This is a genomic window from Streptomyces sp. B21-083, assembly GCF_036898825.1.
In the GTDB taxonomy this organism is placed as follows: domain Bacteria; phylum Actinomycetota; class Actinomycetes; order Streptomycetales; family Streptomycetaceae; genus Streptomyces.
On sequence record NZ_JARUND010000001.1, the window covers coordinates 1,925,323 to 1,950,796 of the forward strand.

Consider the following 25,474-nt stretch of genomic DNA (forward strand, 5'->3'; position numbering starts at 1 on the left):
CGTGGCCGCGGGGCCCCTCGGGCATGTCACATCCCCCTGCGTGAGAAGGTCGACGCATCTGAGCGGAGGGACGGACCCGATGGCCGAGACGCTGACCAACTGGGCGGGCAACATCATCTACACGCCGACGGAGCTGCACCGACCGCGCTCCCTGGACGCCCTGCGGGCGCTCGTGACCCGGAGCGCCGGGGTGCGGGTGCTGGGCAGCGGGCACTCCTTCAACGACATCGCCGAGCCGGGCGCCGGCGGCATCCTGCTCTCCCTGGCCGGGCTGCCGCAGGAGATCGACGTCGACACCGCGGCCCGTACGGTCCGGGTCGGGGGCGGGGTCCGGTACGCGGAGCTGGCCCGGGCGGTCCACGGGCGCGGGCTCGCGCTGCACAACATGGCGTCCCTGCCGCACATCTCGGTGGCGGGGTCGGTGGCGACAGGTACGCACGGTTCGGGCGTCGGCAACGGTTCGCTGGCCGCCGCCGTTCGCGCGGTCGAGCTGGTCACGGCGGACGGCTCGACGGTGACGATCACCCGCGGCGAGGACCGGTTCGAGGGCGCGGTCACCGCGCTCGGCGCGCTGGGCGTCGTCACAGCCCTCACCCTTGACCTGGAGGCGGACTTCGAGGTCGAGCAGTACGTGTTCACCGAACTGCCCCTGGACGGGCTGGACTTCGAGGCCGTGGCGGGCGCCGCGTACAGCGTGAGTCTGTTCACGGACTGGCGGGCGCCGGGCTTCAGACAGGTGTGGCTGAAGCGGCGTACCGACCAGGCGCCGCCAAACTTCCCGTGGGCCGCTCCCGCCACCGAGGCGATGCACCCGGTGCCGGGGATGCCGGCCGTGAACTGCACGGAGCAGTTCGGTGTGCCGGGGCCCTGGCACGAGCGGCTCCCGCACTTCCGGGCGGAGTTCACGCCGAGCAGCGGCGAGGAACTCCAGTCGGAGTATCTGCTCCCGCGCCCGTACGCCCTGGACGCGCTGCGGTCGCTCGACGCGATCCGGGAGGTCGTCGCGCCGGTGCTCCAGGTGTGCGAGGTCCGGACGATCGCCGCCGACACCCAGTGGCTGAGCCCGGCGTACGGACGGGACAGCGTGGCGTTCCACTTCACCTGGGTGGCGGACACCGAGGCGGTGCTGCCGGTGGTACGGCGGGTCGAGGCCGCGCTGAACCCGTTCGGGCCGCGTCCGCACTGGGGCAAGGTGTTCACCGTGGCGGCGGAGGTGGTGCGCGGTCGGTATCCGCGGCTGACTGACTTCGGGGCGCTGGGGGCTTTCCTGGACCCCTCGGCGAAGTTCACGAACGCGTTCGTACGGGAGGCGCTCGGCGGCTGACCTCGCGCCGGGTGCGCCGTCAAGTGCGCCGGGACTTTCGTCAGCCCCTTTCCTAACCCCTTGTCGAACCTCCCCCGCTGCCCATAGCCTTGCGCCGCGCCGGTGCCGTCGTGCCCCGGGCTGTCCGCACTGAGGTCCGCACGGCGAGGGGGCATGCCCGGTGGTGAAGCGCACATCGCGTGACATCCGCACCACGAACCGCTACGAGGTACTGCGCCAGATCATCGCCCAGTCCCCCACGTCCCGGCAGGAGCTGGCCGCCGCCACCGGGCTCAGCCTGGCGACGGTGGCCACGCTGGTCGGGGAGCTCATCGACCTGCGGATGCTGACCGAGGTCGGCTTCGAGGACTCGGCGGGCGGACGCCCGAGGGGCCTCGTGGCCATCAACGCGACGGGCGGCGCCCTGATCGGCGTCGACATCGCGGAGACCTACGTCCGGGTCGAGCTGTTCGACCTGGGGCTGAACGTACTGGCCCGCGCCGCCGAGCACATGCGCCCCGGCGAGAGCCGCCCCGAGCAGGTGGTCGGGCACGTCACCACGGCCGTCGGCTCCGTGGTCGCGCAGGCCGGCATCGAGGGCGCTCGGGTACTGGGCGTCGGGGTGAGCGTGCCGGGGCAGGTGGACCGGGTCACCGGTATCGCCGAGTACGCGCCGAACTGGGACTGGCACGACGTACCCCTCCTCGACCTGCTCACCGAGCACATCGCCTATCCGCTGTACCTCGACAACCCGCTGCGCGCCTGCGCGGTGGCCGAGCTGTGGTTCGGGGCCGTACGCGGACATGGCAACGCTGTCGTGGTGAACCTCGGGACGGGCGTCGGCGCCGGCCTGGTGATCGGCGGCGCGGTGCACCGGGGGGTCAGCAACAGCGCCGGGGAATGGGGGCACACGACCCTCGTCCTGGACGGGCGGCCCTGTCACTGCGGCAACCACGGCTGCGTCGAGACGTATGTCGGCGCGCCGGGGATCATGCTGAACCTGGCGGAGCTGGACCCGGGTGGCGCGCTGCTGCATCCCGACGACCAGACGGCGACCGTCGACGCGCTGGCCCGTGGGGTCGCCGCCGGCGATCCGGTGGCCGTCAGGGTGGTCCGGGACATGGCTCGTTATCTGGGCGCGAGCATCTCCGATCTGGTCAATCTGCTCAACCCCGAGATCGTCGTGCTGAGCAGCTGGGTCGCGGCCACGCTCGGCGAGCCGCTGGTCACCGAAGTGCGCGAGGCCGTGGCCCGGCACGCACTGAAACGGCCCCTGGCGGCCACCGAGATCGTCCTGTCCCCCATCCCGGGAGACCCGGTGTGTCTGGGCGCGGCGACCTTCGCGCTCGAAGGCGCGCTGTCCCTGGTCACCCAGCGGTCGTCGACCGCCAGGCGCGGTGGCCCGATACCGCTGAAATAGGTCTGGACCAATCCCCAACCACCCCCGCGCGAACCGCCGTTCAGGCCGTCCGCCAATGTGTCGTGTCCGAAATCCCGAACGCTCCGCAACGTTTCGAACGGGCTTCGTCCAACCCCTTGCCGAAGGCTTAGCCGAAGGTTAACGTCCGCCTCCGCAACCTCATTTAAGCCATCTGGCGCTGAAGCGACAGGGCCGCAGCCGTACTCGAGACAAGGACGTCACATGTCGGCATTGAGCAACAGCAACTGGGACCGCCGGAACGTTCTGCGGGCCGCCATGGGCCTGGCCGCAGCCGGCGGACTGACCGCGTGCGGCGGGAACAACGGCCGCAGCGGCGGGGGGTCGGGCGACTCGCTCGTCCAGTACTTCCACGCGTACGGCGAGGCCGGCACCGAGCAGGCCATCAAGAAGTACGCCAAGGCCTACAAGGGCGCCAACGTGTCCACGCAGTGGATCACCGGCTCCAACTTCGAACAGAAGCTGTTCGCCGCGCTGCTCACCAAGAACGCACCCGACGTCTTCGAGTTCCACCCGCAGATCCAGCTCATCAAGAGCGGCCAGGTGGCGGACCTGTCGGACATCATCAACCCGGTCAAGGACGACTTCAACCAGGCCGACATCACGTCCCACACGGTCGACGGCAAGATATACGGCGTCCGGATGATCGACGACCCACAGTTCTTCTTCTACCGACCCTCGCTCTTCGCGAAGGCCAAGGTCGAGGTGCCGACCACGCTGGAGGAGCTGATCGAGGTCTCCGCCAAGCTGAAGACCAACAAGATCAAGGGCGCCTACCTCGGCAACGACCTCACCCCGGTCCAGAGCAACCTGATCTGGTCGGCCGGCGCCGACACCCTCACCGCGGACAACAAGCCCGCCTTCAACACGGACGGCGTCGCGGAGGGACTGAAGCAGCTGCGGACCCTGTTCACCAGCGGCAACCTGCTGCTCGGCGCCCCCACCGACTGGTGGGACCCCTCGGCCTTCATCCAGGGCCTGACGGCGATCCAGTGGTGCGGCATGTGGGCCATGCCGGCCATGCAGCAGGCGCTCGGCGACGACATCGGCATCTTCCCCTTCCCGAAGGTCGGATCCGCCGGCAAGCAGTCGGTCACCAACGGCGGCTGGTCGATGTTCGTCAACGCCAAGGGCAAGAACGTCGAGGCGGCCAAGGAATACGTGAAGTGGCTGTGGATCGACCAGAAGGAGTACCAGGAGGACTGGGCCACCTCCTACGGCTTCCACATCCCGCCGCGCACCTCGATCGCCCAGACCGCCACCAAGCTCAAGACCGGCCTGCCGGCCGAAGGCGTCAAGCTGTTCAACGAGTTCGGCCACTTCGACAACATCGGCTGGACCCAGGCCATGATCTCGTCGGTCAACGACGTGATGGCCAACTGCGTACGCAAGAACGACGACCCGAAGGCCCAGCTCGACGCCTGCGAGAAGAAGGTCGACACCGAACTCAAGAAGCTCTTCGGATAGACCACCGGACGGACTGCGAAATGTCGACCACCACCACGCGCGGGGTCGCCCAGCCCGCCTCGGCCAAGGTCTCCAAAGACCGGCCGCGGCGGGGCCTGCGGGCGAGCAGCACCTTCAACTTCTGGCTCTTCACCGCGCCCTTCCTCATCGGCCTGATCGTCTTCGTCTTCGTGCCCATCGGCTGGAGCATCTATCTCAGCTTCTTCGAGGCACGCTTCACCGTCACGCCCAGCGACTTCGTCGGCTTCGAGAACTACAAGCAGGTCCTGACCGACGTCGACTTCCTGAACTCACTGGTCACGTTCAGCGTGTTCGCGGCGTTCATCGTGCCGACCACCTGGGCCTTCTCACTGGGCCTGGCACTGCTGGTGAACCGGCTGCGGTTCATGCGTGCGTTCTTCCGGTCGGTCTTCTTCCTGCCCACGGCGGTCAGCTATGTCGCCGCCTCGCTGATCTGGAAGATGTCCCTCTTCAACGGCGTCCGTTTCGGCCTCGCCAACACCGTCATCGGCTGGTTCGGCGTCGACAACATCGCCTGGCTCGCGTCCCCGGATCCGCCCTGGTACTGGCTGGTCATCGTGACCGTACGACTGTGGCTCCAGTCGGGCTTCTACATGATCCTGTTCATCGCGGCGCTGCAGAACATCCCGCGTGAGCTGTACGAGGCCGCCTCCATCGACGGCGCCAAGCCCGGCTGGCAGACCTTCCGCTACATCACGCTGCCCCAGTTGAGGGCGACGTCGACCGCGGTGATCCTGCTCCTGCTGGTCGCCGCCTACCAGGCCTTCGACGAGTTCTTCAACCTGCTCTCCAAAGCCACCTGGGGACAGCCCCCGCTGGTCGAGCTCTACAAGATGGCCCTCGGTGAGAACCAGAACTACGGCGCGGGCAGCGCGGGCGCTGTCGTGCTGACGATGCTGATCTGCGTCGTGACCCTGTTGCAGGGCAAGATCATGGGCTTCGGAAGGGGTGAGGAGGGCAAGTGACCACCACAGCACCCGAGATCGGGCAGAAGAAGCCGGTCAAGGTCAGGCGCGGCGGCGTCATGGGCAACACCGGTCTGTACATCGCGACCGGAGTCGCCGGCCTCCTCTTCCTGCTCCCCTTCTACCTGATCGTCCGCAACTCCCTGATGACGGACCCGGAGATCACCGGCGAGAGCTGGAAGTGGTTCCCCACCGACATCCAGTGGAGCAACATCACCGAGCCGTTCGACGACGTCACCGTGGACTTCGCCCAGTCCATGTGGAACTCCGTCGTCGTCGCCGTCCTGAACACCGTGGGCATTCTCTTCATCTGCTCGCTCGCCGGGTACGGGCTCGCGCGGATCCCCTACAAGCACGCCAACAAGGTGTTCTACATCGTCCTGACCACCCTGATGGTCCCGACCGCCGTGACCTTCGTGCCCAGCTTCGTCCTGGTCTCGTCCTTCGGCTGGGTGGACAGTTACCAAGGTCTCATCGTCCCGGGCCTCTTCAGCGGTTTCACCTGCTTCCTCTTTCGGCAGTACTTCCTGGGGTTCCCGAAGGAGCTGGAGGAGGCGGCGCGCGTGGACGGGCTCGGCTATTGGGGTGCGTACTGGCGTGTCGTCGTACCCAACTCGCTGAACTTCTTCGCGGCGATCGCCACGATCACCTTCATCAACGGCTGGAACGCCTTCCTGTGGCCACTGGTCATCGGCCAGGACCCGAGCGCCTGGACGGTGCAGGTGGCACTCTCGTCGTACATGACGAATCAGACGGTCAACTACCACCTGATCTTCATGGCGACCGCCATTTCCATCCTGCCCCTGCTGTTCGTGTTCCTCTTCCTCCAGCGCTGGCTGGTGCAGGGGATCGCACAGACGGGCATCAAGGGCTGAACCTTCCCTAATTACCTGGAGACCGATGTCCTCCCGCACCACGGCCGTGTCCACGTCGACGCCGACCGACTACGTCGAAGACGTCTCACCCGGCCGCGGGGCACTTCCGCCCCGCGCCTGGTACGCGTCCTCGGACGCCGGATCGCTGTCCCTGAACGGCAGCTGGAGTTTCCGGCTGTCGTCGACCGCCGACGGAGCGGACGACTCGTTCGCCGAGCCGGGATACGACGCCGGGGACTGGGCCGAGGTGACGGTCCCCGGTCACTGGGTCCTCCAGGGCGAGGGAAAGTTCGGTTCGCCGATCTACACCAACGTCCGCTACCCGTTCCCGGTGGACCCGCCGCGGGTGCCGACGGAGAACCCGACCGGCGACCACCTGCACGTCTTCGACCTGCCGTCCGACTGGCCCGACCTGTCGGACGGCGGGGCCGTGCTCCGCTTCGACGGCGTCGAGTCGTGCGCCCGGGTGTGGCTGAACGGCACGGACATCGGTGAGTTCAAGGGCTCGCGGCTGGCGCACGAGTTCGCCGTCGGCCAGCTGCTGAAGCCCGGCGGCAACGTCCTCGCCGTCCGCGTCCACCAGTGGTCGGCGGGCTCCTATCTGGAGGACCAGGACCAGTGGTGGCTGCCGGGCATCTTCCGTGACGTGACGCTGCTGCACCGTCCGGCGGCTAGCGTCCTCGACTTCTTCACGCACTCCGGTTACGACCACACCACCGGTGAGGGCACGCTCCTCGTCGAGTCCGACGTCGACGGGCGGGTCACCGTCCCCGAGCTGGACATCGATGTCAGGACCGGCGAGCCGGTGACGGTCGCGGTCGAGCCGTGGACCGCCGAGACACCCCGACTCTACGACGGTGTCCTGGTCACGGCGGGTGAGCGGGTGCCGTTGCGCATCGGCTTCCGGACCGTCGAACTGGCCGACGGGCTCATCAAGGTCAACGGCAAGGCCGTCCTCTTCAAGGGCGTCAACCGGCACGAGTGGCACCCCGAGAAGGGCCGCTCCCTCGACCTGGAGACCATGCGGGCCGACGTGCTGCTGATGAAACGGCACAACGTCAACGCCGTCCGCACCTCGCACTACCCGCCGCACCCGGCCTTCCTCGACCTGTGCGACGAGTACGGCCTGTGGGTCATCGACGAGTGCGACCTGGAGACCCACGGCTTCACCGAGCAGAACTGGCGCGACAATCCCGTCGACGACGACCGCTGGACCCCGGCCCTCCTGGACCGCGCCTCCCGGATGGTCGAGCGCGACAAGAACCATCCGTCGGTCGTCATCTGGTCGCTGGGCAACGAGGCCGGCACCGGACGCGGACTGACCGCCATGGCCGAGTGGATCCACGGCCGCGACAGCTCCCGGCTCGTGCACTACGAAGGTGACTGGGACTGCCGCGACACGGACATGTACTCCCGTATGTACGCCGACCACGCGGAGACCGAGCGCATCGGCCAGAGGCTGGACGGCGGCACCGAGAAGCGGCGCGGACTCCCCTTCATCCTCTGCGAGTACGGCCACGCCATGGGCAACGGCCCCGGCGGCATCGCCGACTACCAGCGGATCTTCGAGGCCCACGACCGCGTCCAGGGCGGCTTCATCTGGGAGTGGATCGACCACGGCGTCAAGGACGAGCGGTTCGGCTACGCGTACGGCGGTGACTTCGGCGAGGAGCTGCACGACGGCAACTTCGTCTGCGACGGGCTGATCTTCCCGGACCGCACGCCGTCACCGGGACTCGTCGAGTACAAGAAGGTCATCGAGCCGGTCCGGATCGGGGGCGACGGCACGGCCGGGACCGTGCGCGTGACCAACGCGTACGACTTCGCCGACCTGTCCGCGCTCACCTTCGAGTGGTCGTACGACGTCGACGGCACGGCGGTCGAGACGGGCACCCTGGAGGTGCCCGCCCTCGCCCCCGGTGAGTCGGCGGACGTGAAGCTGCCCGCGCCGCCCGCCGACGCGCGGAGCGGTGCGGAGTCGCAGTGGACGGTACGGGCGCTGCTGGCGGAGGAATCGGTCTGGGGCGCGAAGGGGCATCTGGTGGCCTGGGGCCAACTCCCGGTCCACGCACGCACCTTGGTGAACGTCGCCGCGAGCGAGCGGCCCGCCGAGTCCAGGTTCGTGCGGCTCAGCGTCGGGGACGAGCCTTCCGCCCGCGCCGAGTGGGACGGCATCATGCTCGGTCCTGCCGTCTTCAGCCCCTCGACCGGCGCACTGAAGTCGATCAACGGGGTCGATGTCATCGGCCCGAAACTGGACGTGTGGCGGGCGCCCACCGACAACGACGACGGCGCCGCCTGGCAGCCGGACGAGCGCTACGGCATGCTCTGGCGACAGTTGGGCCTGCACCGGATGCAACGCCGCCTGGACGCCGTCGAGTTGGCCGAGGACTCGCTGACCGTACGGACCCGGGTGGCGCCCGCCGCGGCCGAGGTGGGCCTGAACACGGAGTACCGCTGGACGTCCGACGGCGACCGGCTGAAGCTGACCGTGTCCGTCGTCCCGGAGGGCGAGTGGACGCTGCCGCTGCCGCGGCTCGGGATCCGGCTGGGGCTGTCGGCCGCGGACCGGGTCACCTGGTTCGGCGGCGGGCCCGGCGAAGGGTACCCGGACACCAAGTCGGCCTCCATGCTGGGCCGTTGGGAGTCCACCGTGGACGACCTCCAGACCCCCTACCTCCGCCCGCAGGAGAACGGCGCCCGCGCCGACGTCCGCTGGGCGGAGCTCGGCGGGCTGCGCATCGACGGCGACCCGGAGTTCTGGTTCACGGCCCGCCGCTGGACGAGCGAACAGCTCGACGCGGCCGACCACCTCACCGACCTGACACCCGGCGACACTGTGTGGGTCAACCTCGACAACGGGCAGCAGGGCATCGGTTCACAGTCCTGCGGGCCTGGCGCTCTGCCGCAGTACCTGCTCCGGGCGGCGCCCACGAAATTCACTTTCGTGTTCACCGCCATCGAGTAAGACTTCATCAACTCACCTACATCGGGGGTTCGTTGAGCGGCAATATCGAGGTCCGGGGCCTGTCCCGGACCTTCCACACCACAGTGCGGCGTCCCGGTTTCACCGGGGCGCTGCGCTCCCTCGTCCAGCCGGAGCGCGTCTCGAAGGACGCCGTCTCCGACATCACCTTCGACGTGGCGCCGGGCGAACTCCTCGCCCTTCTCGGGCCGAACGGCGCCGGCAAGTCGACGACCATCAAGATGCTCACCGGCATCCTCACCCCCACCTCCGGCGAGGCACGCGTCGCCGGGGTGGTGCCCTACCTGGACCGCGAGCGCAACGCCCGCAACATCGGGGCGGTGTTCGGCCAGCGCACCCAGCTCTGGTGGGACCTGCCGGTGCGCGAGTCGTTCTCGATCCTGCGGGACATCTACGAGATACCGAAGGCCGAACACGCCGTACGGCTGCAGGAGTTCGACGACCTGCTGGAGCTGTCCACGTTCTGGGACACCCGCGTACGGCATCTGTCGCTGGGCCAGCGGGTGCGCTGCGACCTGGCGGCGGCGCTGCTGCACGATCCGCGGGTGGTGTTCCTCGACGAGCCCACCATCGGCATGGACGTGGTCGTGAAGGAGCAGGTGCGGGAGTTCCTGCGCCACCAGGTCGAGGAGCGCGGCCGGACCGTGCTGCTGACCACCCACGACATGACGGAGGTCGAGCGGCTCGCCGAGCGGGTCGTCCTCGTCAACCACGGCCGGCTCGTGCTGGACGGCACGCTGGACGAGATCAAGAAGAGGTTCGGCTCCACCTGGCAGGTCCGGGCCACCCTGTCGGACCCGCACGCGGAGGTCGAGGCCCTCCCGGGCATCGCGCTGCTCCGGCGCGAAGGCCCCCAGGTGGTCTTCGGCCCCGACGGTCCGGCCGCCCCCACGGTCCACCAGGCGCTCAAGCGGGTCATCGAGCGGTACGAGGTGACGGACATCGCCCTCGACGAGGCCGACCTGGAGGACGTGATGCGCGCCGCCTACGTCCAGGCCGAGATACCCGAGTCACGCGGGGGCGGCTGACATGGCCGTTCTGCACGCCTGGCGGTCCGCCAGGGTCACCCCGCTCGGTGAGCTGCACGCCCCGCCCCGGATGACCGCCGCCCTGGTCCGGCTGACCGTCCAGGTGGTCCTGGTCGCGTCCCTGTGGACCGGCCTGTACGAGCAGACCGGTACGACGGCCGGCCTCACCCGCGAGCAGGCGGTGACGTACGCCGTCATGGCCGTACTTGCCTCCCGGCTGCGGGAGTTGGACCAGTACGCGGGCCGGGACACCGTGCTCCAGCACATGCACTTCGGCACGATCGTGTACTGGTACCTGCGCCCGCTGCCGCCCCAGCGCTACTACGCGCTGCGGGCGCTGGGCGAGCAGTTGTACGGGCTGGCGTGGGCGCTGGCCGGGTTCGCGCTCTGTCTGGCCGTCGGGGTGGTCCAGCCCCCAGAATCGGCCGCCGTGGCCGGGGTGTTCGCGCTCAGTCTGCTGCTCGGCCAGCTGGTCCTGTACTACGTCATGCTCGTCATCGACCAGCTGTGCTTCTGGACACTGCGCAACGGCGCCGCGATGCTCATCCTGATCTTCGCGCAGAACCTGCTGTCCGGGGTGTACGCACCGCTGTGGTTCTTCCCGGACTGGTTCATCACCCTCAGCTCCTTCCTGCCCTTCCAGGCCACGCTGAGCGTACCGCTGTCGCTGTACGTGGGGCGTGTCCCGCTCTCCGACGCCGCTTTCCAGCTCTCCGTCCAGGCCGGCTGGATCGTCGTACTGGCCCTGTTCACCCGGTTTCTGTGGCGGCGGGCCGCCCTCCGAGTCGTCTCCCAGGGAGGCTGAGCCGTGAACGGCGTACGTATCGCGTGGCGCATCACGCGCCTCAACTTCCGTGCCCAGCTGGAGTACCGCTCCGAGTTCCTGATGATGATCGCCATCGGCGCCGTCTGGCAGGTGTCGGTGATCGTGTTCGCGACGGTGCTGCTGACCCGGTTCGCCGGGATGGGCGGCTGGGACAGCTCGGAGGTGCTGCTGATCCCGGCGACCCGGATGCTGGCCCACGGCATCTTCGTGCTGTTCCTCGGGCGGATGCACGGCATCGGCCGGAGCATCCAGGAGGGGGCGATCGACACCTATCTGGTCCGTCCGATGCCGGTGTTCCGCCAGGTCCAGCTGTCCGTCTTCCCCACCAACGCCATCGGCGACCTGACGGTGGCCGCGGGTCTGATGGCGGGCGCGCTCTCCCGCAGCGACCTGGACTGGACGGCGGGCCGCATCACGTACCTGGTGGTCTGCGTCCTCGGCGGAATGCTCCTGGAGGCGGCCCTGTTCACGGCAGTGGCCTGCGCCTCGCTGCGTTTCCCCGCCGCCGACTACTGGGGGCGCTGGCTGGAGGAACTGCTCGGCACGTTCGGCAGCTATCCGCTCAACGTGCTGCCGAAGGCGGTGAGCGGGTTCCTCACCTTCGGTCTGCCGCTCGCGTTCGTCGCGTACTTCCCGGCGGCGGTACTGACCGGCCACGGACACGACACGGGCGTGCCGTACTGGCTGGCGGCGGCCTCGCCGCTGCTGGGGGTGGTGGCGTTCCTGGGGGCGCGGCTGCTGTGGCGGTGGAGCCTCGGGCACTACACGGGCGTGAACGGCTGAACACGGCCCGTCGGTCACTCACTGTTCCCCCAACAGCTCCTGTCCAGCACACTGTTGGCCCCCGAACCTGAGCAGTGTTCGCCTTCCACCCCCCATGGAGACACCCCCACCATGAGAAGACTCCTCGGCACCCTCGTGGCCGGCGCCCTGGCGCTGGCCGGGCTCGCCGCCACCGGCTCGACCCCGGCCACCGCAGCCACCTCGGGCACCTTCAACGTCCTCACGTACAACGTCGCGGGCCTCCCGGACATCCTGAGCTCCGGCAACCCGGAGGTGAACACCCCGCTGATATCGCCGCGTCTGGGCGCGTACGACATCGTCAACGTGCAGGAGGACTTCAACTACCACGCGGCGCTGTACGCGAACGACAACCACCCGTACCGCACGGCGACGAGTGGCGGAGCGGCCTTCGGCGACGGTCTCAACACCCTCTCGGACTACGCCTTCCAGGACTTCGAGCGGGTGAAGTGGAACAAGTGCACCGGCACCAACTGCCTTACCCCGAAGGGCTTCTCGCTGGCCCGGGTGCGGATCGCGGAGGGTGTCTACGTGGACCTGTACAACGTCCACACCAACGCCGACGACACCGACGAGGCGCATGCCGCCCGCCGGGACAACGTCTCGCAGCTCTCCGCGTTCATCCAGGCCAACTCGGCGGGCAACGCGGTCATCGTCATGGGTGACACGAACACGCGGTACACGCGGGCGGGCGACAACATCCGCACGCTCGCGTCCGAGAACGGCCTGACGGACGCGTGGGTCCAGCTGGTCGAGGGCGGTACGCCGCCGGTCCAGGGCGCCGACCCGCTCGTGTGCCCGACGACCGCGCCGACGAACAACTGCGAGGTGGTCGACAAGGTCTTCTACCGAGGCAGCAAGCTCGTGAACCTCTCCGCGACCCGCTACAACAACGAGTGGGCGTCCTTCCTGGACTCCGCGGGGGGCAACCTCTCCGACCACTTCCCGCACACCGTCGACTTCTCCTGGACGCTGCCCTCGAAGCTGCGTGCGAGCGACTTCCTCGGCGGCGAGCACGGCACGGCCTTCTCCGACGCCGACGACCTCCCGGCGACGCTCTCACCGCGCACGCTCACCCTGCGGGGCAGCTCCCGCCTGGACGCGGTGTCCCTCACCCACGACGGCGGCACGACCCTGACCCACGGCGGCACGGGCGGCACCGCCACCTCCCTCACCCTGGCGTCCGGCGAACACCTCACCTCGGTGAAGCTGACACAGGGTCAGAAAGACGGCCGGACAAGGATCTTCTCCGCCGCGTTCACGACGGACAAGGCCCGCACCCTGACCGTCGGCACGGCCACCACCAGCACGGCGACGTTCACCGCGCCGTCGGGCTGGCAGATCGTGGGCTTCACGGGCCGTTCGGGCGACGAGATCGACAAGCTGGGCGTGGTGTACGCACCGATCGCCTGACCGGCCAACTCCCCTGACCGACCGCGCTGTCGTGTGGGCGGACACCCTTTCGGTGTCCGCCCACCCGTGTGCTCGCCCGCCCGGCCACCTACCCGCTCACTCGTTCATCCGGAAAACCATTCCGCACCGAGCCCTGCCAGCCGGTAGCTTCGGCAGGATGAGTGATCACTACGACGTGCGCGGCTCCGGCCCCGTCCTCCTCATCCTCCCTGGCGGCGCCGGACATCCCATGGGCCTCGACGACTTCACGGCCCACCTCGCAGAACGCTTCACCGTCATGACGTACGACCATCTCGGCCTCGCCCACGGCCAACTCGGCAAGCCCGTCGAGGAACAGCGCGTCGAGTGGTGGAGCGACGGCGCGGCCCGGGCGCTGGACGCGGTGCTGCCCGCGGGCGAGTCGGCGTACGTCTTCGGCAGCAGCTCGGGCTCCGTCGTCGCCCTGGACCTGGCGTCCCGGCACCCGGAGCGGCTGCGGCACGTGGTCGTGCACGAGTCACCGCTCGTGGCGGTGCTGCCGGACGCCGAGAGACAGCGGACGATGTTCACGGAGGTCTACGACGCCTATCGCACCCGGGGCCTCGAGGCGGCGTCGGCCCGCATGGTGGCGGGTCTTGAGGAACGGCCCCCCACCCCCGAAGAGCAGCACAAGCTCTCCGATCCGGCGTCCCAACCACCCTCCGCCACAGACGAGTTGGCGACGCCCATGGCCGTCTTTCTGACCAGGATCCTGCTCCCGTTCACCTCCTACGCCCCCGACCTCGCCGCTCTCTCCGCCCCCTCACCCCGGATCACCGTCGCCGTGGGCATCGACTCCGCCGGTCAACTCCCGCATCGCAGCGCCACGTTCCTCGCCCGTCGGACGGGCAGCGCCGCCCGTCAGTTCCCGGGCGGACATCTCGCGCCGCTCACTCACCCGGCGGAGTTCGCGGCGCGGCTCACGGAGACCCTGGTTCCGGTCGGCTGACGCGGGCGGGCCGTCCGGAGCCGTCGCGCCGGTGACCGAGCGCCACCACTTCGTCGTACGAGGGTGCCTCACCCCGAGGCGCCCGCCCCGCCCGGATGTCGTCGAGCGCCTCCACGGCCGCGCCGAGTGCCCGTCGGTAGAGGAGCGAACCGAGACTGATGCGGCGTACGCCGAGGTCGCCGAGCCGGGTAACCGTGGGGCCGGTGGGCGAGTAGAGGATGTTGAGCGGGACGTCGAGGCTCTTCACCAGCGCGGCGATCCGGTGCGGGTCGGTCAGGCCGGGCACGAACACCCCGTCTGCGCCCGCCTGTTGGTAGGTGTCGAGGCGAGCCGTCGTGTCCCGGGCCAGGGTGGGGGAACCGTGGTCGCCGAGCCAGTACGTGTCCGTGCGGGCGTTCACGAAGAGGCCCGGGGCGGCGGCCTTGACGGCGGCGATCTTCTCGGCGTGCAGGGCCGCCGGCCCGAGACCGTCCTCCAGGTTGATGCCGACGGCGCCGACCACGGACAGCTCCCGTGCGAACTCTCCCACTCTGGACGGGTCGTCGCTGAATCCGCCCTCGGCGTCGACGGACAGCAGGAAGTCCTCCGTGCCGAGATTCAGGGCGAGTTGAAGGGTGTGGTCGCGGGTGGCCGCCGTACCGTCGGGCAGTCCGACGCCGGCGGCGACGCCGAGGCTCGTGGTGCCGATCGCGGCGAAGCCCTGGGCGGCGAGGAGCACGGCCGAGGCGTGGTCCCAGGCGTTGGGAAGCAGCAGGGGCTCGTCGCGGTGGTGGAGGGCGGCGAAGGCGGAGGGGGACGGCGAGGGGGAGGTCGGGGGTGACGGGGCCGAGGACGGGTTCATGCCGTCACGGTATGGGCGTAACCCTTCGGCACCGGCCGAACCATTCCGGGCCGGCGCGGGCCGTCCCCTCTCGCCTCCTCCGTCACCACCGTGTCCTCCCGGCGGCAACCTTTCCCGGCACCACGGCGACAGACAGGCATGACATCAGCACCACTCCCCCGCGCCTCCGCCCACCGTCGCACTCACGCAGCCCGCAAGCCCCTGATCGGTGGGCTCGCGGCGGCCGGGCTGCTCGCCGGTGCCTGGTACGCGACGGCCGGGGCGGCGACCACACCGGCCGCGCCCACCCTCGCCGTCACGAACACCTCCGTGACACTGCCGGCCAAGTTCCCTTACCTGTCCGCCGGTTACAACAACACGCGGGAGTGGACGCGTACGGCGACGGCGGTGGCGCCCAACGGCACACTGCGGGTCGCCTGGCCGGCGTCGGACGGTGTGCACGTGACCCCGCTGACCTCGGCCGGCAAGCGCGCGGGCGGGGACGCGATCGTCAAGGGTGCCAAGGAGGTCGGGGGGCTGGTCGCGCACAACGACGGCTTCGCGCTGCTCACCCGGGTCGCCGACACCAACAAGTGGAAGGAGACGGCGGCGGCGCTGGTCCGCTTCTCGCAGGGCAGGGAGGCCTGGCGTACCAAGCTCACCGGTACCGCGTCCAACGACACGTCCCCGACCCTGGACGGCCAGCTCACCTGGAACGGCACCAAGTACGGCGCCTACTTCGTGGTGCACGGCGCAGGCGGTTTCGCCGACGGTCACTTCGGCGACAAACTGTCGTACCTGAGCGCCAAGGGCGCCAAACTCAGCGGCGGCTGGGGCTGGGGCTGCTCGCACAACGAGGGCATCGCCCTGCACGCCGAAGCCACCGGCGCCTTCACCTCCCTCTGCTTCGACGACTGGCGGTCAGGCCTGTTCGTGTCGACGGGCATCGGCGCCCCGGACAACGCGCCGGCCGTGCAGCGTGAGCAGTGCTGGGCGGGCTACTGCGGCGGCACGTACGCCGGCCGCACCGGTGACCTGGTGAAGTCGTCGACAGGCCGGTACGCCACCGCATACGGTTCGCGCGGGTCGGCCTCCGCCGCGAAGAACCCGGACGACTCCAGTGGCCGGGGCTGGACGGTGAAGCCGAGGTGGAGCACGCACCAGGTCGCGGTGTCGTTCCTCAAGAACCGCAACTCGCCTGCGGGCAAGGCCATTTACCTGACCAACGCGCCGGGCACGGAACACGTGAACGTCCGCGTCGCCCCGTACGGCAAGGACCGACTGCTGGTGTCGTGGGAGTCCCTGAAGAACGCCAAGTGCGCCAGCGGCACCTGCACCGGCACGTTCACGGGCACGCATCTGCGGCTGATCGACTGGAACGGCGCCTTCAAGACACCGGACAAGGTCGTACCGGCGCGCATCACCGGCGACATAGCGGCCCTGAAGGACGGCTCCCTGACCTGGGCGTACGCACCGGTGACCCCGTCGTACGCGACCCCGCTCACGGGCGCCTCCCCGACCACGGCGACGCTGCGGATCGCCCGCCTGACACCCTGAACCGGCAGCACCTGCAGCGGTCGGAGTCCCGGCAGGACCACGTGCGTCTCAGTCCGCGGAATTCGATCGACGGTTCGCCGCGTACGACAGAGCATGACCGTCATGGTGGACACCTCTCTGTACGCGGCCTTCCTGGCCGCTGCCTTCGCCCTGTGCGTCGCTCCCGGCCCCGACATGATGTTCATCGTGGCCATGGGCGGACGCGGTGGCCCGGTCACCGGAGTACTGGCCGCGCTGGGGGTGGCGGCCGGTGCGCTGGTGCACGCGGTGTCGGCGGCACTCGGCCTGTCGGCGCTCTTCACGACCCTGCCGGTGCTTTACCACGTACTGCGCTGGCTCGGCGCCGCGTATCTCCTCCACCTCGCGGTCAAGGCGTTCCGCGACCGCTCACCACTGGCGACCGAGGAGGACGGGACAGCGGCGGCGGGCCCAGCCGCCCCGGGCCGGCGACGCGCCTTCTGGCAGGGCGCCGTCACCAATCTCCTCAACCCGAAGATGATCCTGTTCAACGTCGCCTTCCTGCCGCAGTTCGTGAACCCGGCTCTGGGGCACGTGAGTTGGCAGCTACTGATGCTGGGGCTGACGCTGGTCCTCATGGGCTTCACCGTCGACGTCTCGGTGGGTCTGCTCTCCGGCCGCCTGTCGTCGGCGCTCCGCGGCAGCCGCCGCGTCGCCCGCGGACTCAACATCTTCAGCGGCACGGTCTTCACGGGGCTCGCCGTACGGCTGGTCGCGGCGCCGGACTAGGACAGGGCCTGGTCCGGAGCGGCCACGGCGAGCCGCGGAACCTGAACCTGGAGCGCCCCGGTTCCGGTCGGGGCGCCCCAGGCGCTTGTGCCGGGCCGGTGGCCCAGGATTCTCTACCGCACCCCGCCCCGCGGAACCAGCCGCTGCGCCACCAGCTCGTCGCGCACCAACTCGGCGTACGCCGTGGCCCCTTGGACGGACGTGTGCGTGTTGTCGCGCTTCTCGTTGTAGAGGTACAGCGCCTTGGAGCCCTCGACGCCGAGGGACTCCACCAGCATCTTCGTCTTCGCCGTCAGGTCGATCAGCGGCACGCCGCGCTCCGCCGCGACCGCGCGGATCACCGCCGGGTGGTCGACGCCGAGGCCGTTGACCAGCAGGGCGGTGCCGTTGTTCAGGGTGCCGTCGGAGTTGAACCAGCGGCGCACGATCGGAGTCACCAGTACCGGTTTCCCCCCTCGCTCGCGAATACCCGCGACGAGCGTCTCCAGGTTCGCGCGGTACGTCGGCTCGTCCGTCTGCTTGTCGTTGTGCGCGAGCTGGACGAGGACCAGGTCGCCGGGGCGGATCAGCGGCTGGACGGTCGGGAAGAGCGCCGGGTTGGCGAGGTAGGTGACCGTACTCTCCCCGGAATCGGCGTAGTTGGCGACGGACAGACCCTTGCGGAGGTACTGAGGGAGCTGCTGGCCCCAGCCGGTGTACGGGTCGGCGGGCTGGTCGCAGACGGTCGAGTCGCCGACCAGGAAGATCTGCCGGGTGTGGCGGGCGGCGGGGGTCACCCTGATGTCCGCCAGGTCCGGCGCCGAGCCGCCGAGCACCAGGTCGAGGCCCGGGGTGCCCTCGGGGCCGGTCGGTTCGCCCTCGGGCGTACGGACGTCGACGGTGAAGCTGCGGGACACGTGCTCGCCGGCGGCCGTGGCGGTCGCCGGGAGGAGCGCGCGCCGGGTCTCGCCGGTGACGGCGGTACTGGCGGCGGCCTCGCCGCCCAGCAGCACCCGTACGTCGTACGTGCCGGGCGCGACGTCGAAGTGGCAGGCGGTGGCCGTGCAGTTCTCGATGCCCAGGGCGCGAGGGCCGTGCGAGGGCCGCTCGTGAGCCGCGGCGGGCACGGCGGCCAGGGTGGTCACCGTGCTCAGGGTCACGGCCGCCAGCACGGCACGGTTGAAACGTCTCATCGCGGTTCGCACAGCAGTCCTCCGACGCTCGACAAGGCCCAGCGGCAGGACCGTACATCTTCTGGCAAGCGCTTTCTAGAGTCCTGCACGATTTCACACAACCGCCAACTTCCTTACAACGAAAGCCCTTTCGCAAAATCGATTCAACTGTCAGTCTTCCGAACACCGCACACCCCCCACACCCCCACATCCCACCTCCGAAGGAGGCACCCCCACATGTCCGCAGCCAACGACAGACGTCCCGGGATCCACCTCGGCCGCCGTGCGCTCGTCCTCGGCGCCACGGCCACCGCCGCCGGACTCGCCCTCCCCGGCACCGCCCACGCGGCGACCTTCGGCTACACCGACGACGGCACGAACTACGTCATCGACACCGGCGCCAACCTCGTCTTCAAGGTCCGCAAGTCCAACGGCGACCTGTCCTCGCTGGTCTACCGGGGCACGGAGTACCAGGGCTACGGCGGCATGAACTCGCACATCGAGTCCGGCCTCGGCTCCTCCACGGTGACGATCCGGCAGTCCGGTTCGACGATCCTGGTCAGCGTCACGTACGGCACGCTGAAGCACTACTACGCGGCCCGCAGCGGCGAGAACAACGTCTACGTGTGGACCAACAAGGCCGACACGTCGGTCTCGGCGACCCGCTTCATCCTGCGCGTCAAGGCCGGCCTGTTCCTCAACGACGAGCCCGACTCGTACACGTACACGAACAGCACCATCGAGGCCTCGGACGTCTTCGCGAAGTCGGACGGCCAGACCCGCTCGAAGCACTACTCGAAGTTGCGGGTCATGGACTACGACTACGTCGGCTGGAAGACCGGGAGCGTCGGTCTGTACGTGGTGCGCAGCAACCACGAGAAGGCCTCCGGCGGCCCCTTCTACCGCTCCCTCCTGCGTCACCAGAGCGCCGACGGCGGCGGCCTCTACGAGATCCTGTACTACGGCCAGAACCAGACCGAGAACCAGCGCTTCGGCCTCCAGGGCCCCTACGTCATCGCCCTCACGGACGGCGGCGCACCCTCCTCGTCACTGTTCCCGGGGACGCTCACCACCTCGTGGGCCGACTCGCTCGGCATCTCCGGTTACGTCGCCGCGGGCGGCCGGGGTCGGGTCGCGGGCGTCGGGATCACCGGGCGGAACACGGCGTACCCGTACACGGTGGGGATCGCCAACTCGGCCGCGCAGTACTGGGGTTCGGCCCGTGCCGCCGACGGCTACTTCTCCATCGCGGGTGTCCTTCCGGGGACGTACACCCTCACGGTGTTCAAGGGTGAACTCGCCGTCTACACCACCTCGGTGTCGGTGTCGGCCGGGGGCACGACCACCCTGAACTCGATCGCGATCCCGTCCTCGAACGACCCGAGCAACGCGAGCGCGATCTGGCGGATCAACGACTGGAACGGCACCCCGGGCGGCTTCAAGAACGCCGACCTGATGACGTACGCGCATCCGTCGGACGTCCGGGCAGCCGCCTGGACCGGCAACGTGGTGATCGGCAGCGGCTCCGAGACCTCGGGCTTCCCCTGCTACATCTGGAAGGACGTCAACAGCGGTCTGCTGGTCTACTTCAAGCTGACCGCGGCCCAGGCCGCCGCCGCGCACACCCTGCGCATCGGCGTGACGACGGCCTACGCCAACGGCCGCCCGCAGGTCGCCGTCAACACCTGGACGTCGGCCATCCCCACCCCGCCCACCCAGCCGAACACCCGGTCCCTGACCAACGGTTCCTACCGGGGTAACAACAACACGTTCACCTACAACGTGCCGGCGAGCGCCTGGCTCACGGACACAAGTCAGTACAACGTGCTGAAGATCAACGTGGTGAGCGGTTCGGGGACGACCTCCTATCTCAGCGCGGGCACGTCGATCGACGCGCTCGACCTACTCGTCTGAGATCAAGTGCCGCGCGTCCACTGCTGGTTGGTTCCGCCGTTGCAGGTGTACGTGATGACGGCGGCCGAGTCGGCGGTGGACGCGCCGTTCACGTCGAGGCACTTACCACTCGCGCGGGAGACGAGATTGACGTAGGAGCCGGAGGTGGTGAGCGACCACTGCTGGTTGGTGGCCGACGAGCCGCAGTTCTCCTGCGTGACCGTGTCCGCGTTCTCCTGGACGCACAACGAGCTGTTACGGACCATCAGTTGGTAGTAGCCGCCCGCGACGGACTTGAACCAGTACTTCTGGTTGCCGCCGCTGTTGCAGGTGTACTGCTTGACCTGGGCACCCGCCCACAGCGACTGGCTGGTGACATCGGCGCACTTGGACGAGTGGCGGGCGATCAGCGTGTTGTACGTGGCGCTGTTGCCCGTGACCGTCCCGGTGGCGGTGTCGAGGGTGACCTCCGGCGACCAGGACATGGACATCGTGGTCGAGGACGGGAAGCTCAACGGCAGCCAGACGTAACGGGAGTCGTTGACGGTCCCGCCGAAGGAGTTGCCCCAGCGGTCGCCCATGTAGAGGTACGAGGTGCCCGAACTCCCCTGCACGGGAAGGACGTACGCGGCCTGCGAGCCGTACGTCGTCGAGTCACCGACGTTGGTCATGGCGGTCCACGGGCCGGTGATGCTGGTGGCGGTGGCGTACTGCTGCTGGTTGGGGCTCCAGCCGGTGGCCGCCGAAGTCACCATGAAGTAGACCCCGTTGCGCTTGAACAGCGCCGGCGCCTCGCGGTGACCGTTGTGCCAGGGGTCGGCGACCAGTGCGGCGATGCCGGTGTAGTCGGCGGTGAGCCGGTAGATCTGGAGGTCGTAGTTCTCGCGGGCCGCCGAGATCATGTAGCCGGTGCCGTCGGTGTCGACGAAGACCGTGATGTCACGGGACATGTGAACGCCCAGCGGGCGGAAGCTGCCCTGCCAGGTGTAGTCGCCGTCGACCGTGTCGGAGACGGCGACGGCGGCACGGGCCTCGCTGTAGTCGGCGCCGTTCTCCTTGTGCATCCACATCACGTACTTGCCGGTGGCCGCGTTGTAGACGACCTTGGGCCGCTCGATGTTGGCGGTGGCTAGTTCGGAGGAACTGGACTGCGTCAGGACGTGGTTGCGGAACTCCCAGGTCTTCAGGTCGGTGGAGCGGTAGGCGTCCACGTACTGGAAGGTGTTGTCGGCGTTGCGGTGCTCGCCGAACCAGTAGTAGTAGGAACCGACCTTGATGACACCGCCGCCGTGCGCGTGCACGGGGTCGCCGTTGGTGGCGGTGAACTGGGTGCCGTTGGTGATGGTCACGGCCGCGGCCTGGGCGGGCCCGGCGGTGGCCAGGGCGCCGGCCAGGGCCAGACAAAGGGCGAGGAGGACCGCGTACACACGTCTCATGAGCCACTCTCCGTAAGTGAGCCGACCTGCGTGTCTGTCTGAGTGTCGGCGACGGGGACGCCGAAGTCCGGGGTGCCGTCGGCGTGCCAGCCGAGCTTCTGCACCCGGGTGTGCCGGTTGGGGTCGTTCAGCGGATCGCCGACGATCTCCTTGTACTGGCGTGCGTGGTAGACGAGGACGTCGGTGTGGCCGTCCTCGGCGACGGTGAAGCAGTTGTGGCCGGGGCCGTACTGCTTGGTCGTGTCGTTGCTGGTGAACACGGGCGTCGGGGACTTGGTCCAGTTGGCCGGGTCCATGAGGTCGGCGCGGGCGTCGATCGTCAGCAGGCCCATGCAGTAGTGGTAGTCGGTGGCGCTCGCCGAGTACGACATGAAGATCCGGCCGTTGCGCTTGATGAACGACGGCCCCTCGTTGACCCGGTAGCCGATCCGCTCCCAGTCGAACTCCGGTGTGGTGAGCCGGATCTGAGGTCCCGTCAGGGTGACCGGGTCAGCCATCTTCGAGAGCCACACGGCGGTGTTGTTGTCCATGTCGGGCTCGTGCTGCGCCCAGGCGAGATAGCGGGAGCCGCGGTGGGTGAAGGTGGTGGCGTCGAGGGAGAAGGTCTCCCAGGCGGTCTTCACCTGCCCGCGCTCGACCCAGGTGCCCTTGAAGGGGTCGCGGTGGGCGTTCTCCAGGACCCAGATACGGATGTCCCAGATCGCCTCGGCGGGCGCGGAGGCGAAGTAGATGTACCACTTGCCGTCGATGTGATGGATCTCCGGCGCCCAGATGTGCGAGCCCATGGGCCCGGTCTCGTGCTTGCGCCAGATGACGGACTCGTCGGCGGTGGCGATCCCGCGGATGGTGCGGGAGCGGCGCAGGATGATGCGGTCGTACTCGGGGGCGGTGGCCGTGAAGTAGTAACGGCCGTCGGTGTGGCGGTGGATGTGGGGGTCGGCGCGGTTGCGCACGAGAGGGTTGACGTAGCCGTCGGCGGCGCAGGGGGCGCCCGCCGGGGTGGTGGCGGCGTGCGCGACCCCGGGAACGGCCACCAGGGCGCCTGCGGCCAGGGCGCCCTTCAGCAGCGTTCGACGGGCGGAAAGGGACGAGATCGCGGAGGTGGGGAAGCTGGCGGAGGTTGCTGGATCTTCGGACGGTTCAGCTGCGCGGCTCATGCGGACTGCCTCTCGGGGGTGGGGCACGAGATGTTGGCGTGTGTGCGTATGTGGGGGGTGACACGAGAAACGTTCGTAATTACGAACAAGATCAGTCATTCCGAACGCCGAAAAGGTAAGCGTGTGTTACGGGAAGGTCAACGGGTCGGAGGGGACCAAAACCGGTGAGCAACTTTCTGTTATTACTCGCACGTCCGTTCCGTCTCCCCTGACGTGCACAGCGACTCCCCCACCACCAGCCCCGCCCACCGGACAGTGACGGCCGCCGCGGCTCTCGCGATGGCCGCCCTTCTGCTCGGCGCGCCGCCCGCGTCGGCGGCCGGTCCACGGGACGCCACCGCCGACGTGCTCGCCGGCCGGGACGTCACCCTGACCGGCGACACGGTGGTGAGGGTGCCCGCCGGGACGACCACGTACAACGGCGTCTTCCGCGGCGAGGGCACCCTCACCGTGCGCGGCACGGGCACCCTGATCCTGACGAGGGACAGCGACTTCACGCTGCCCAGGTCCAGGCAGGGGCAGCAGGTGAGCATCCCGGGCGGCAACCACCCGTACGTCACGGTGACGAACCCCGACCCGCCGGCGGTGACGGTGGAACGGGGAGCCACCCTCCAGTACGGCAACGGCGGTACGACGGGCCTGATCGGCCACTTCCCGTACAACACCCCGGCGTTCCGGCTGAACCAGGACAACATCCGGGTGGACGGCACCCTGCGCCTGTCCCTGAAGAGCGCGTACAACCTGGGCACGATCAGCGGCGCCGGGCTGGTGACGCAACCCCGTTTCCTCTGGGGCACCTGGGACCTCTCGGGCATCCACTCCTTCTCCGGGGTGATCGACAACGGCACCCAGGTGAACGCGGGACGCCCGGAGTTCGCGACGTCTCTCCCCCGAGTGCGCAAGGTTCTCAACCAGGGCACCTGGACGGTCGACACCCCGCTCGGCCAGACGGTCACCATGGGCATGGACTTCTACCAGCGCGAGTACGGCAGCGACATCAACGTCCAGTCCCGCCCCGGCTCGAAGGTGGTCCTCACCGGCCAGTACAGCTGGTCGAACCAGGGCGGCGACACCAACCCCTCGCTCAGCGACCCCGGCCTCAACTGGACGCCCGCCCACAAGAACGTGAACAAGCGCGGCACCAACATCAAGGGTGCGAACGTCCAGTGGGGTGACGGCACGACGAACAAGATCTTCATGCCGGGTACGGCGGAGACGGTCTACATCAACCTGCTTGCGGCCAGGTCGCGTTCACTTCTGACGTTCGACTACGACGGCCCGGTGACGCTGGGTGCGCCGATAGGCGGCGGCCGGTTCCACGACACGCTGTCCGCGCCCGGTGCCGGGGACATCGTCGTCAAGGGGACGCGCGGCAACGACGTCACGTTCGCGGCCGTCCAGTACTACGACGGGTCGACGACGGTCGAGAAGGGCGCGGTACTGCGCCTGGGCAGCGGAAAGCCGGGCGGCGACGGCGGTCTGTACACACAGGGCGCGCTCTACAAGGTCGTGAACAACGGCTCGCTGGTCGTACGGAACACGAGCAGGGCGCTGGTGCTGTCGCGGATCAGCGGCGGCGGCTCGTTCACCCAGTCGGGCGCGGCGACGACGACACTGACGGGCAGCGGAGTGACGTACACCGGCGGCACGACGGTCACGAAGGGCACGTTGGCGCTCCGGGGCGGAGCAACTCTCGGACGCAGCAAGGTCATTCGGCTGACCACGGCGAGTGCGCGGCTGGACACGGGCCCGGCGGGGCTCCGCGTGGGGACCTTGCTCACCGGTTCGGGAACCGTGACGGGCTCGGTGACCAACGACGGGGTGATGGCGAGCGGGCTGACGGTGACGGGAGCCTATACACAGGGCCCCAAGGGCGAACTCGTCCTGCGGGGCCGGCCGTTGAAGGTCGGCGGGGCGGTGCGGCTGGCGGGGAGCCTGGACCTGTCGTCGCTGGGGGCGACGTCGAACCCCGCCCGCACGATCACGGTACTGAACCACGCGGGACGCGCGAGGACGACCGGTGCGTTCAGCGGACTGAAGGAGGGCACCGCGCTCAAGCTCGGCGGCACGACGTACCGGATCAGCTATCGGGGCGGCGACGGCAACGATGTGGTCCTGAAGACGGGCGCTGCGAAGGGTGCGTCGCCGGCGGCCTCAGGAGCGCGCCCGGAGTCCGCAGCGGGGTCGGGCTCGGTCGCGGCGGCCGGCGCGAGCACCAACTCGGGCCTGGCCGCGTCCAGTTCGGGGCTCGGCTTCTGGCCGTACGCGATGGCGGTCGGCCTGTTGGCAGGGCTGATGATCCCGGCGGCCCGGAAGGTCCGGGGGCGCGGGAACGGTCGTCGGCGCGGCGGACGGCACGCGGCGCAGGGCTGACAGACGTCCAACTGGGGCGGCGCCTACCCGATACGTTGGGCTCGGAGAATACGGTTGAGAAGGTCCCAACCCTTCTCTCCGCTCCACCAGGGCACGTAATCCGGAGGAGTAGGCGCGCTCGGCGAAAAACGTCTCCGTCCTCACGTAGGCGACAGAGGCAGCCAGCAGTGGATCACGGGCTTCTCGGACAGCCCATCTTGCATCGGCTCGGCTGGTGACACGCTTCGCCGTGATCAGTCCTCGACGATCG

The 25,474-nt window shown here is 69.1% G+C and carries 19 protein-coding genes; 15 read left to right on the forward strand and 4 right to left on the reverse strand.

The features are described from left to right. Positions 1-79: 79 nt before the first annotated feature. The 11 genes from QA861_RS08465 to QA861_RS08515 all read left to right on the forward strand — a co-directional run bounded on the left by QA861_RS08465 (position 80) and on the right by QA861_RS08515 (position 14,090). Positions 80-1,324: an FAD-binding protein gene (locus QA861_RS08465; protein WP_334587592.1), complete on the forward strand. Its 1,245-nt coding sequence runs from the start codon at positions 80-82 to the stop codon at positions 1,322-1,324. Positions 1,325-1,487: 163 nt separating this feature from the next. Continuing rightward, a complete protein-coding gene (locus tag QA861_RS08470) occupies positions 1,488-2,723 on the forward strand; it encodes an ROK family transcriptional regulator (RefSeq protein WP_334590493.1) in 1,236 nt (411 codons plus the stop codon). Between the two features lie 222 nt (positions 2,724-2,945). Further along, positions 2,946-4,208 carry an ABC transporter substrate-binding protein gene (locus QA861_RS08475; protein ID WP_334587593.1) on the forward strand — a complete coding sequence of 421 codons (1,263 nt, stop codon included), beginning with the start codon at positions 2,946-2,948 and terminating at the stop codon, positions 4,206-4,208. A 20-nt stretch (positions 4,209-4,228) separates the two neighbouring features. Then, positions 4,229-5,194, forward strand: a complete 966-nt coding sequence (locus tag QA861_RS08480; RefSeq protein WP_334587594.1) for a carbohydrate ABC transporter permease — start codon at positions 4,229-4,231, stop codon at positions 5,192-5,194. Then, on the forward strand, positions 5,191-6,069 hold the full coding sequence (locus QA861_RS08485) for a carbohydrate ABC transporter permease (protein WP_334587595.1): 879 nt from the start codon (positions 5,191-5,193) through the stop codon (positions 6,067-6,069). The genes QA861_RS08480 and QA861_RS08485 overlap by 4 nt, the downstream gene beginning before the upstream one ends. Before the next feature lie 25 nt (positions 6,070-6,094). After that, positions 6,095-9,037, forward strand: a complete 2,943-nt coding sequence (locus QA861_RS08490; RefSeq protein WP_334587596.1) for a glycoside hydrolase family 2 TIM barrel-domain containing protein — start codon at positions 6,095-6,097, stop codon at positions 9,035-9,037. Between the two features lie 32 nt (positions 9,038-9,069). Continuing rightward, entirely contained in the window at positions 9,070-10,083 is a 1,014-nt protein-coding gene (locus tag QA861_RS08495) for an ABC transporter ATP-binding protein (RefSeq protein WP_334587597.1), read from the forward strand. 1 nt (position 10,084) lies between these two features. Continuing rightward, positions 10,085-10,888 (forward strand): ABC transporter permease, encoded by an 804-nt coding sequence (locus QA861_RS08500; protein ID WP_334587598.1) that lies wholly within the window; start codon positions 10,085-10,087, stop codon positions 10,886-10,888. 3 nt (positions 10,889-10,891) lie between these two features. Further along, on the forward strand, positions 10,892-11,692 hold the full coding sequence (locus QA861_RS08505) for an ABC transporter permease (RefSeq protein ID WP_334587599.1): 801 nt from the start codon (positions 10,892-10,894) through the stop codon (positions 11,690-11,692). Positions 11,693-11,803: 111 nt separating this feature from the next. Beyond that, the gene (locus QA861_RS08510; protein ID WP_334587600.1) at positions 11,804-13,123 is read left to right on the forward strand and encodes a jacalin-like lectin; all 1,320 of its coding nucleotides are present in this window, start codon (positions 11,804-11,806) and stop codon (positions 13,121-13,123) included. A 157-nt stretch (positions 13,124-13,280) separates the two neighbouring features. After that, positions 13,281-14,090: an alpha/beta fold hydrolase gene (locus QA861_RS08515; RefSeq protein ID WP_334587601.1), complete on the forward strand. Its 810-nt coding sequence runs from the start codon at positions 13,281-13,283 to the stop codon at positions 14,088-14,090. On the opposite strand, the gene QA861_RS08520 is transcribed toward QA861_RS08515, so the two are convergent. Next, a complete protein-coding gene (locus QA861_RS08520; RefSeq protein ID WP_334587602.1) occupies positions 14,062-14,931 on the reverse strand; it encodes an isocitrate lyase/PEP mutase family protein in 870 nt (289 codons plus the stop codon). The two genes, QA861_RS08515 and QA861_RS08520, sit on opposite strands and share 29 nt — an antisense overlap. 138 nt (positions 14,932-15,069) lie before the next feature. Between QA861_RS08520 and QA861_RS08525 the strand changes: the two genes are divergently transcribed. Together QA861_RS08525 and QA861_RS08530 are read left to right on the forward strand one after the other, a co-directional pair. Then, a complete protein-coding gene (locus tag QA861_RS08525) occupies positions 15,070-16,467 on the forward strand; it encodes a hypothetical protein (RefSeq protein ID WP_334587603.1) in 1,398 nt (465 codons plus the stop codon). A gap of 102 nt (positions 16,468-16,569) precedes the next feature. Beyond that, the gene (locus QA861_RS08530; protein ID WP_334587604.1) at positions 16,570-17,214 is read left to right on the forward strand and encodes a LysE family translocator; all 645 of its coding nucleotides are present in this window, start codon (positions 16,570-16,572) and stop codon (positions 17,212-17,214) included. A gap of 113 nt (positions 17,215-17,327) precedes the next feature. Here QA861_RS08530 and QA861_RS08535 read toward each other — a convergent pair whose 3' ends face one another. Beyond that, positions 17,328-18,386, reverse strand: a complete 1,059-nt coding sequence (locus QA861_RS08535; protein WP_334587605.1) for a rhamnogalacturonan acetylesterase — start codon at positions 18,384-18,386, stop codon at positions 17,328-17,330. A gap of 216 nt (positions 18,387-18,602) precedes the next feature. Here QA861_RS08535 and QA861_RS08540 point away from each other — a divergent pair, with 216 nt between their 5' ends. Further along, positions 18,603-20,279, forward strand: coding sequence for a rhamnogalacturonan lyase B N-terminal domain-containing protein (locus QA861_RS08540; RefSeq protein ID WP_334587606.1), 1,677 nt, complete (start codon positions 18,603-18,605; stop codon positions 20,277-20,279). A 2-nt stretch (positions 20,280-20,281) separates the two neighbouring features. On the opposite strand, the gene QA861_RS08545 is transcribed toward QA861_RS08540, so the two are convergent. Continuing rightward, the gene (locus tag QA861_RS08545) at positions 20,282-21,694 is read right to left on the reverse strand and encodes an RICIN domain-containing protein (protein WP_334587607.1); all 1,413 of its coding nucleotides are present in this window, start codon (positions 21,692-21,694) and stop codon (positions 20,282-20,284) included. Beyond that, positions 21,691-22,851: a glycoside hydrolase family 43 protein gene (locus QA861_RS08550; RefSeq protein ID WP_334587608.1), complete on the reverse strand. Its 1,161-nt coding sequence runs from the start codon at positions 22,849-22,851 to the stop codon at positions 21,691-21,693. The genes QA861_RS08545 and QA861_RS08550 overlap by 4 nt, the downstream gene beginning before the upstream one ends. Before the next feature lie 279 nt (positions 22,852-23,130). Between QA861_RS08550 and QA861_RS08555 the strand changes: the two genes are divergently transcribed. Continuing rightward, positions 23,131-25,224 carry an autotransporter gene (locus QA861_RS08555; protein ID WP_334590494.1) on the forward strand — a complete coding sequence of 698 codons (2,094 nt, stop codon included), beginning with the start codon at positions 23,131-23,133 and terminating at the stop codon, positions 25,222-25,224. The last annotated feature ends 250 nt before the right edge of the window (positions 25,225-25,474 follow it).

Bases quoted from the DNA above. Each gene is read 5' to 3' on its own strand.
- QA861_RS08540 (WP_334587606.1), top strand. From the start codon at position 18,603: ATGTCCGCAGCCAACGACAGACGTCCCGGGATCCACCTCGGCCGCCGT.
- QA861_RS08480 (WP_334587594.1), top strand. From the start codon at position 4,229: ATGTCGACCACCACCACGCGCGGGGTCGCCCAGCCCGCCTCGGCCAAG.
- QA861_RS08500 (WP_334587598.1), top strand. From the start codon at position 10,085: ATGGCCGTTCTGCACGCCTGGCGGTCCGCCAGGGTCACCCCGCTCGGT.
- QA861_RS08545 (WP_334587607.1), bottom strand. From the start codon at position 21,694: ATGAGACGTGTGTACGCGGTCCTCCTCGCCCTTTGTCTGGCCCTGGCC.
- QA861_RS08490 (WP_334587596.1), top strand. From the start codon at position 6,095: ATGTCCTCCCGCACCACGGCCGTGTCCACGTCGACGCCGACCGACTAC.
- QA861_RS08525 (WP_334587603.1), top strand. From the start codon at position 15,070: ATGACATCAGCACCACTCCCCCGCGCCTCCGCCCACCGTCGCACTCAC.
- QA861_RS08550 (WP_334587608.1), bottom strand. From the start codon at position 22,851: ATGAGCCGCGCAGCTGAACCGTCCGAAGATCCAGCAACCTCCGCCAGC.
- QA861_RS08555 (WP_334590494.1), top strand. From the start codon at position 23,131: ATGGCCGCCCTTCTGCTCGGCGCGCCGCCCGCGTCGGCGGCCGGTCCA.
- QA861_RS08475 (WP_334587593.1), top strand. From the start codon at position 2,946: ATGTCGGCATTGAGCAACAGCAACTGGGACCGCCGGAACGTTCTGCGG.
- QA861_RS08535 (WP_334587605.1), bottom strand. From the start codon at position 18,386: ATGAGACGTTTCAACCGTGCCGTGCTGGCGGCCGTGACCCTGAGCACG.
- QA861_RS08520 (WP_334587602.1), bottom strand. From the start codon at position 14,931: ATGAACCCGTCCTCGGCCCCGTCACCCCCGACCTCCCCCTCGCCGTCC.
- QA861_RS08515 (WP_334587601.1), top strand. From the start codon at position 13,281: ATGAGTGATCACTACGACGTGCGCGGCTCCGGCCCCGTCCTCCTCATC.
- QA861_RS08510 (WP_334587600.1), top strand. From the start codon at position 11,804: ATGAGAAGACTCCTCGGCACCCTCGTGGCCGGCGCCCTGGCGCTGGCC.
- QA861_RS08465 (WP_334587592.1), top strand. From the start codon at position 80: ATGGCCGAGACGCTGACCAACTGGGCGGGCAACATCATCTACACGCCG.
- QA861_RS08530 (WP_334587604.1), top strand. From the start codon at position 16,570: ATGGTGGACACCTCTCTGTACGCGGCCTTCCTGGCCGCTGCCTTCGCC.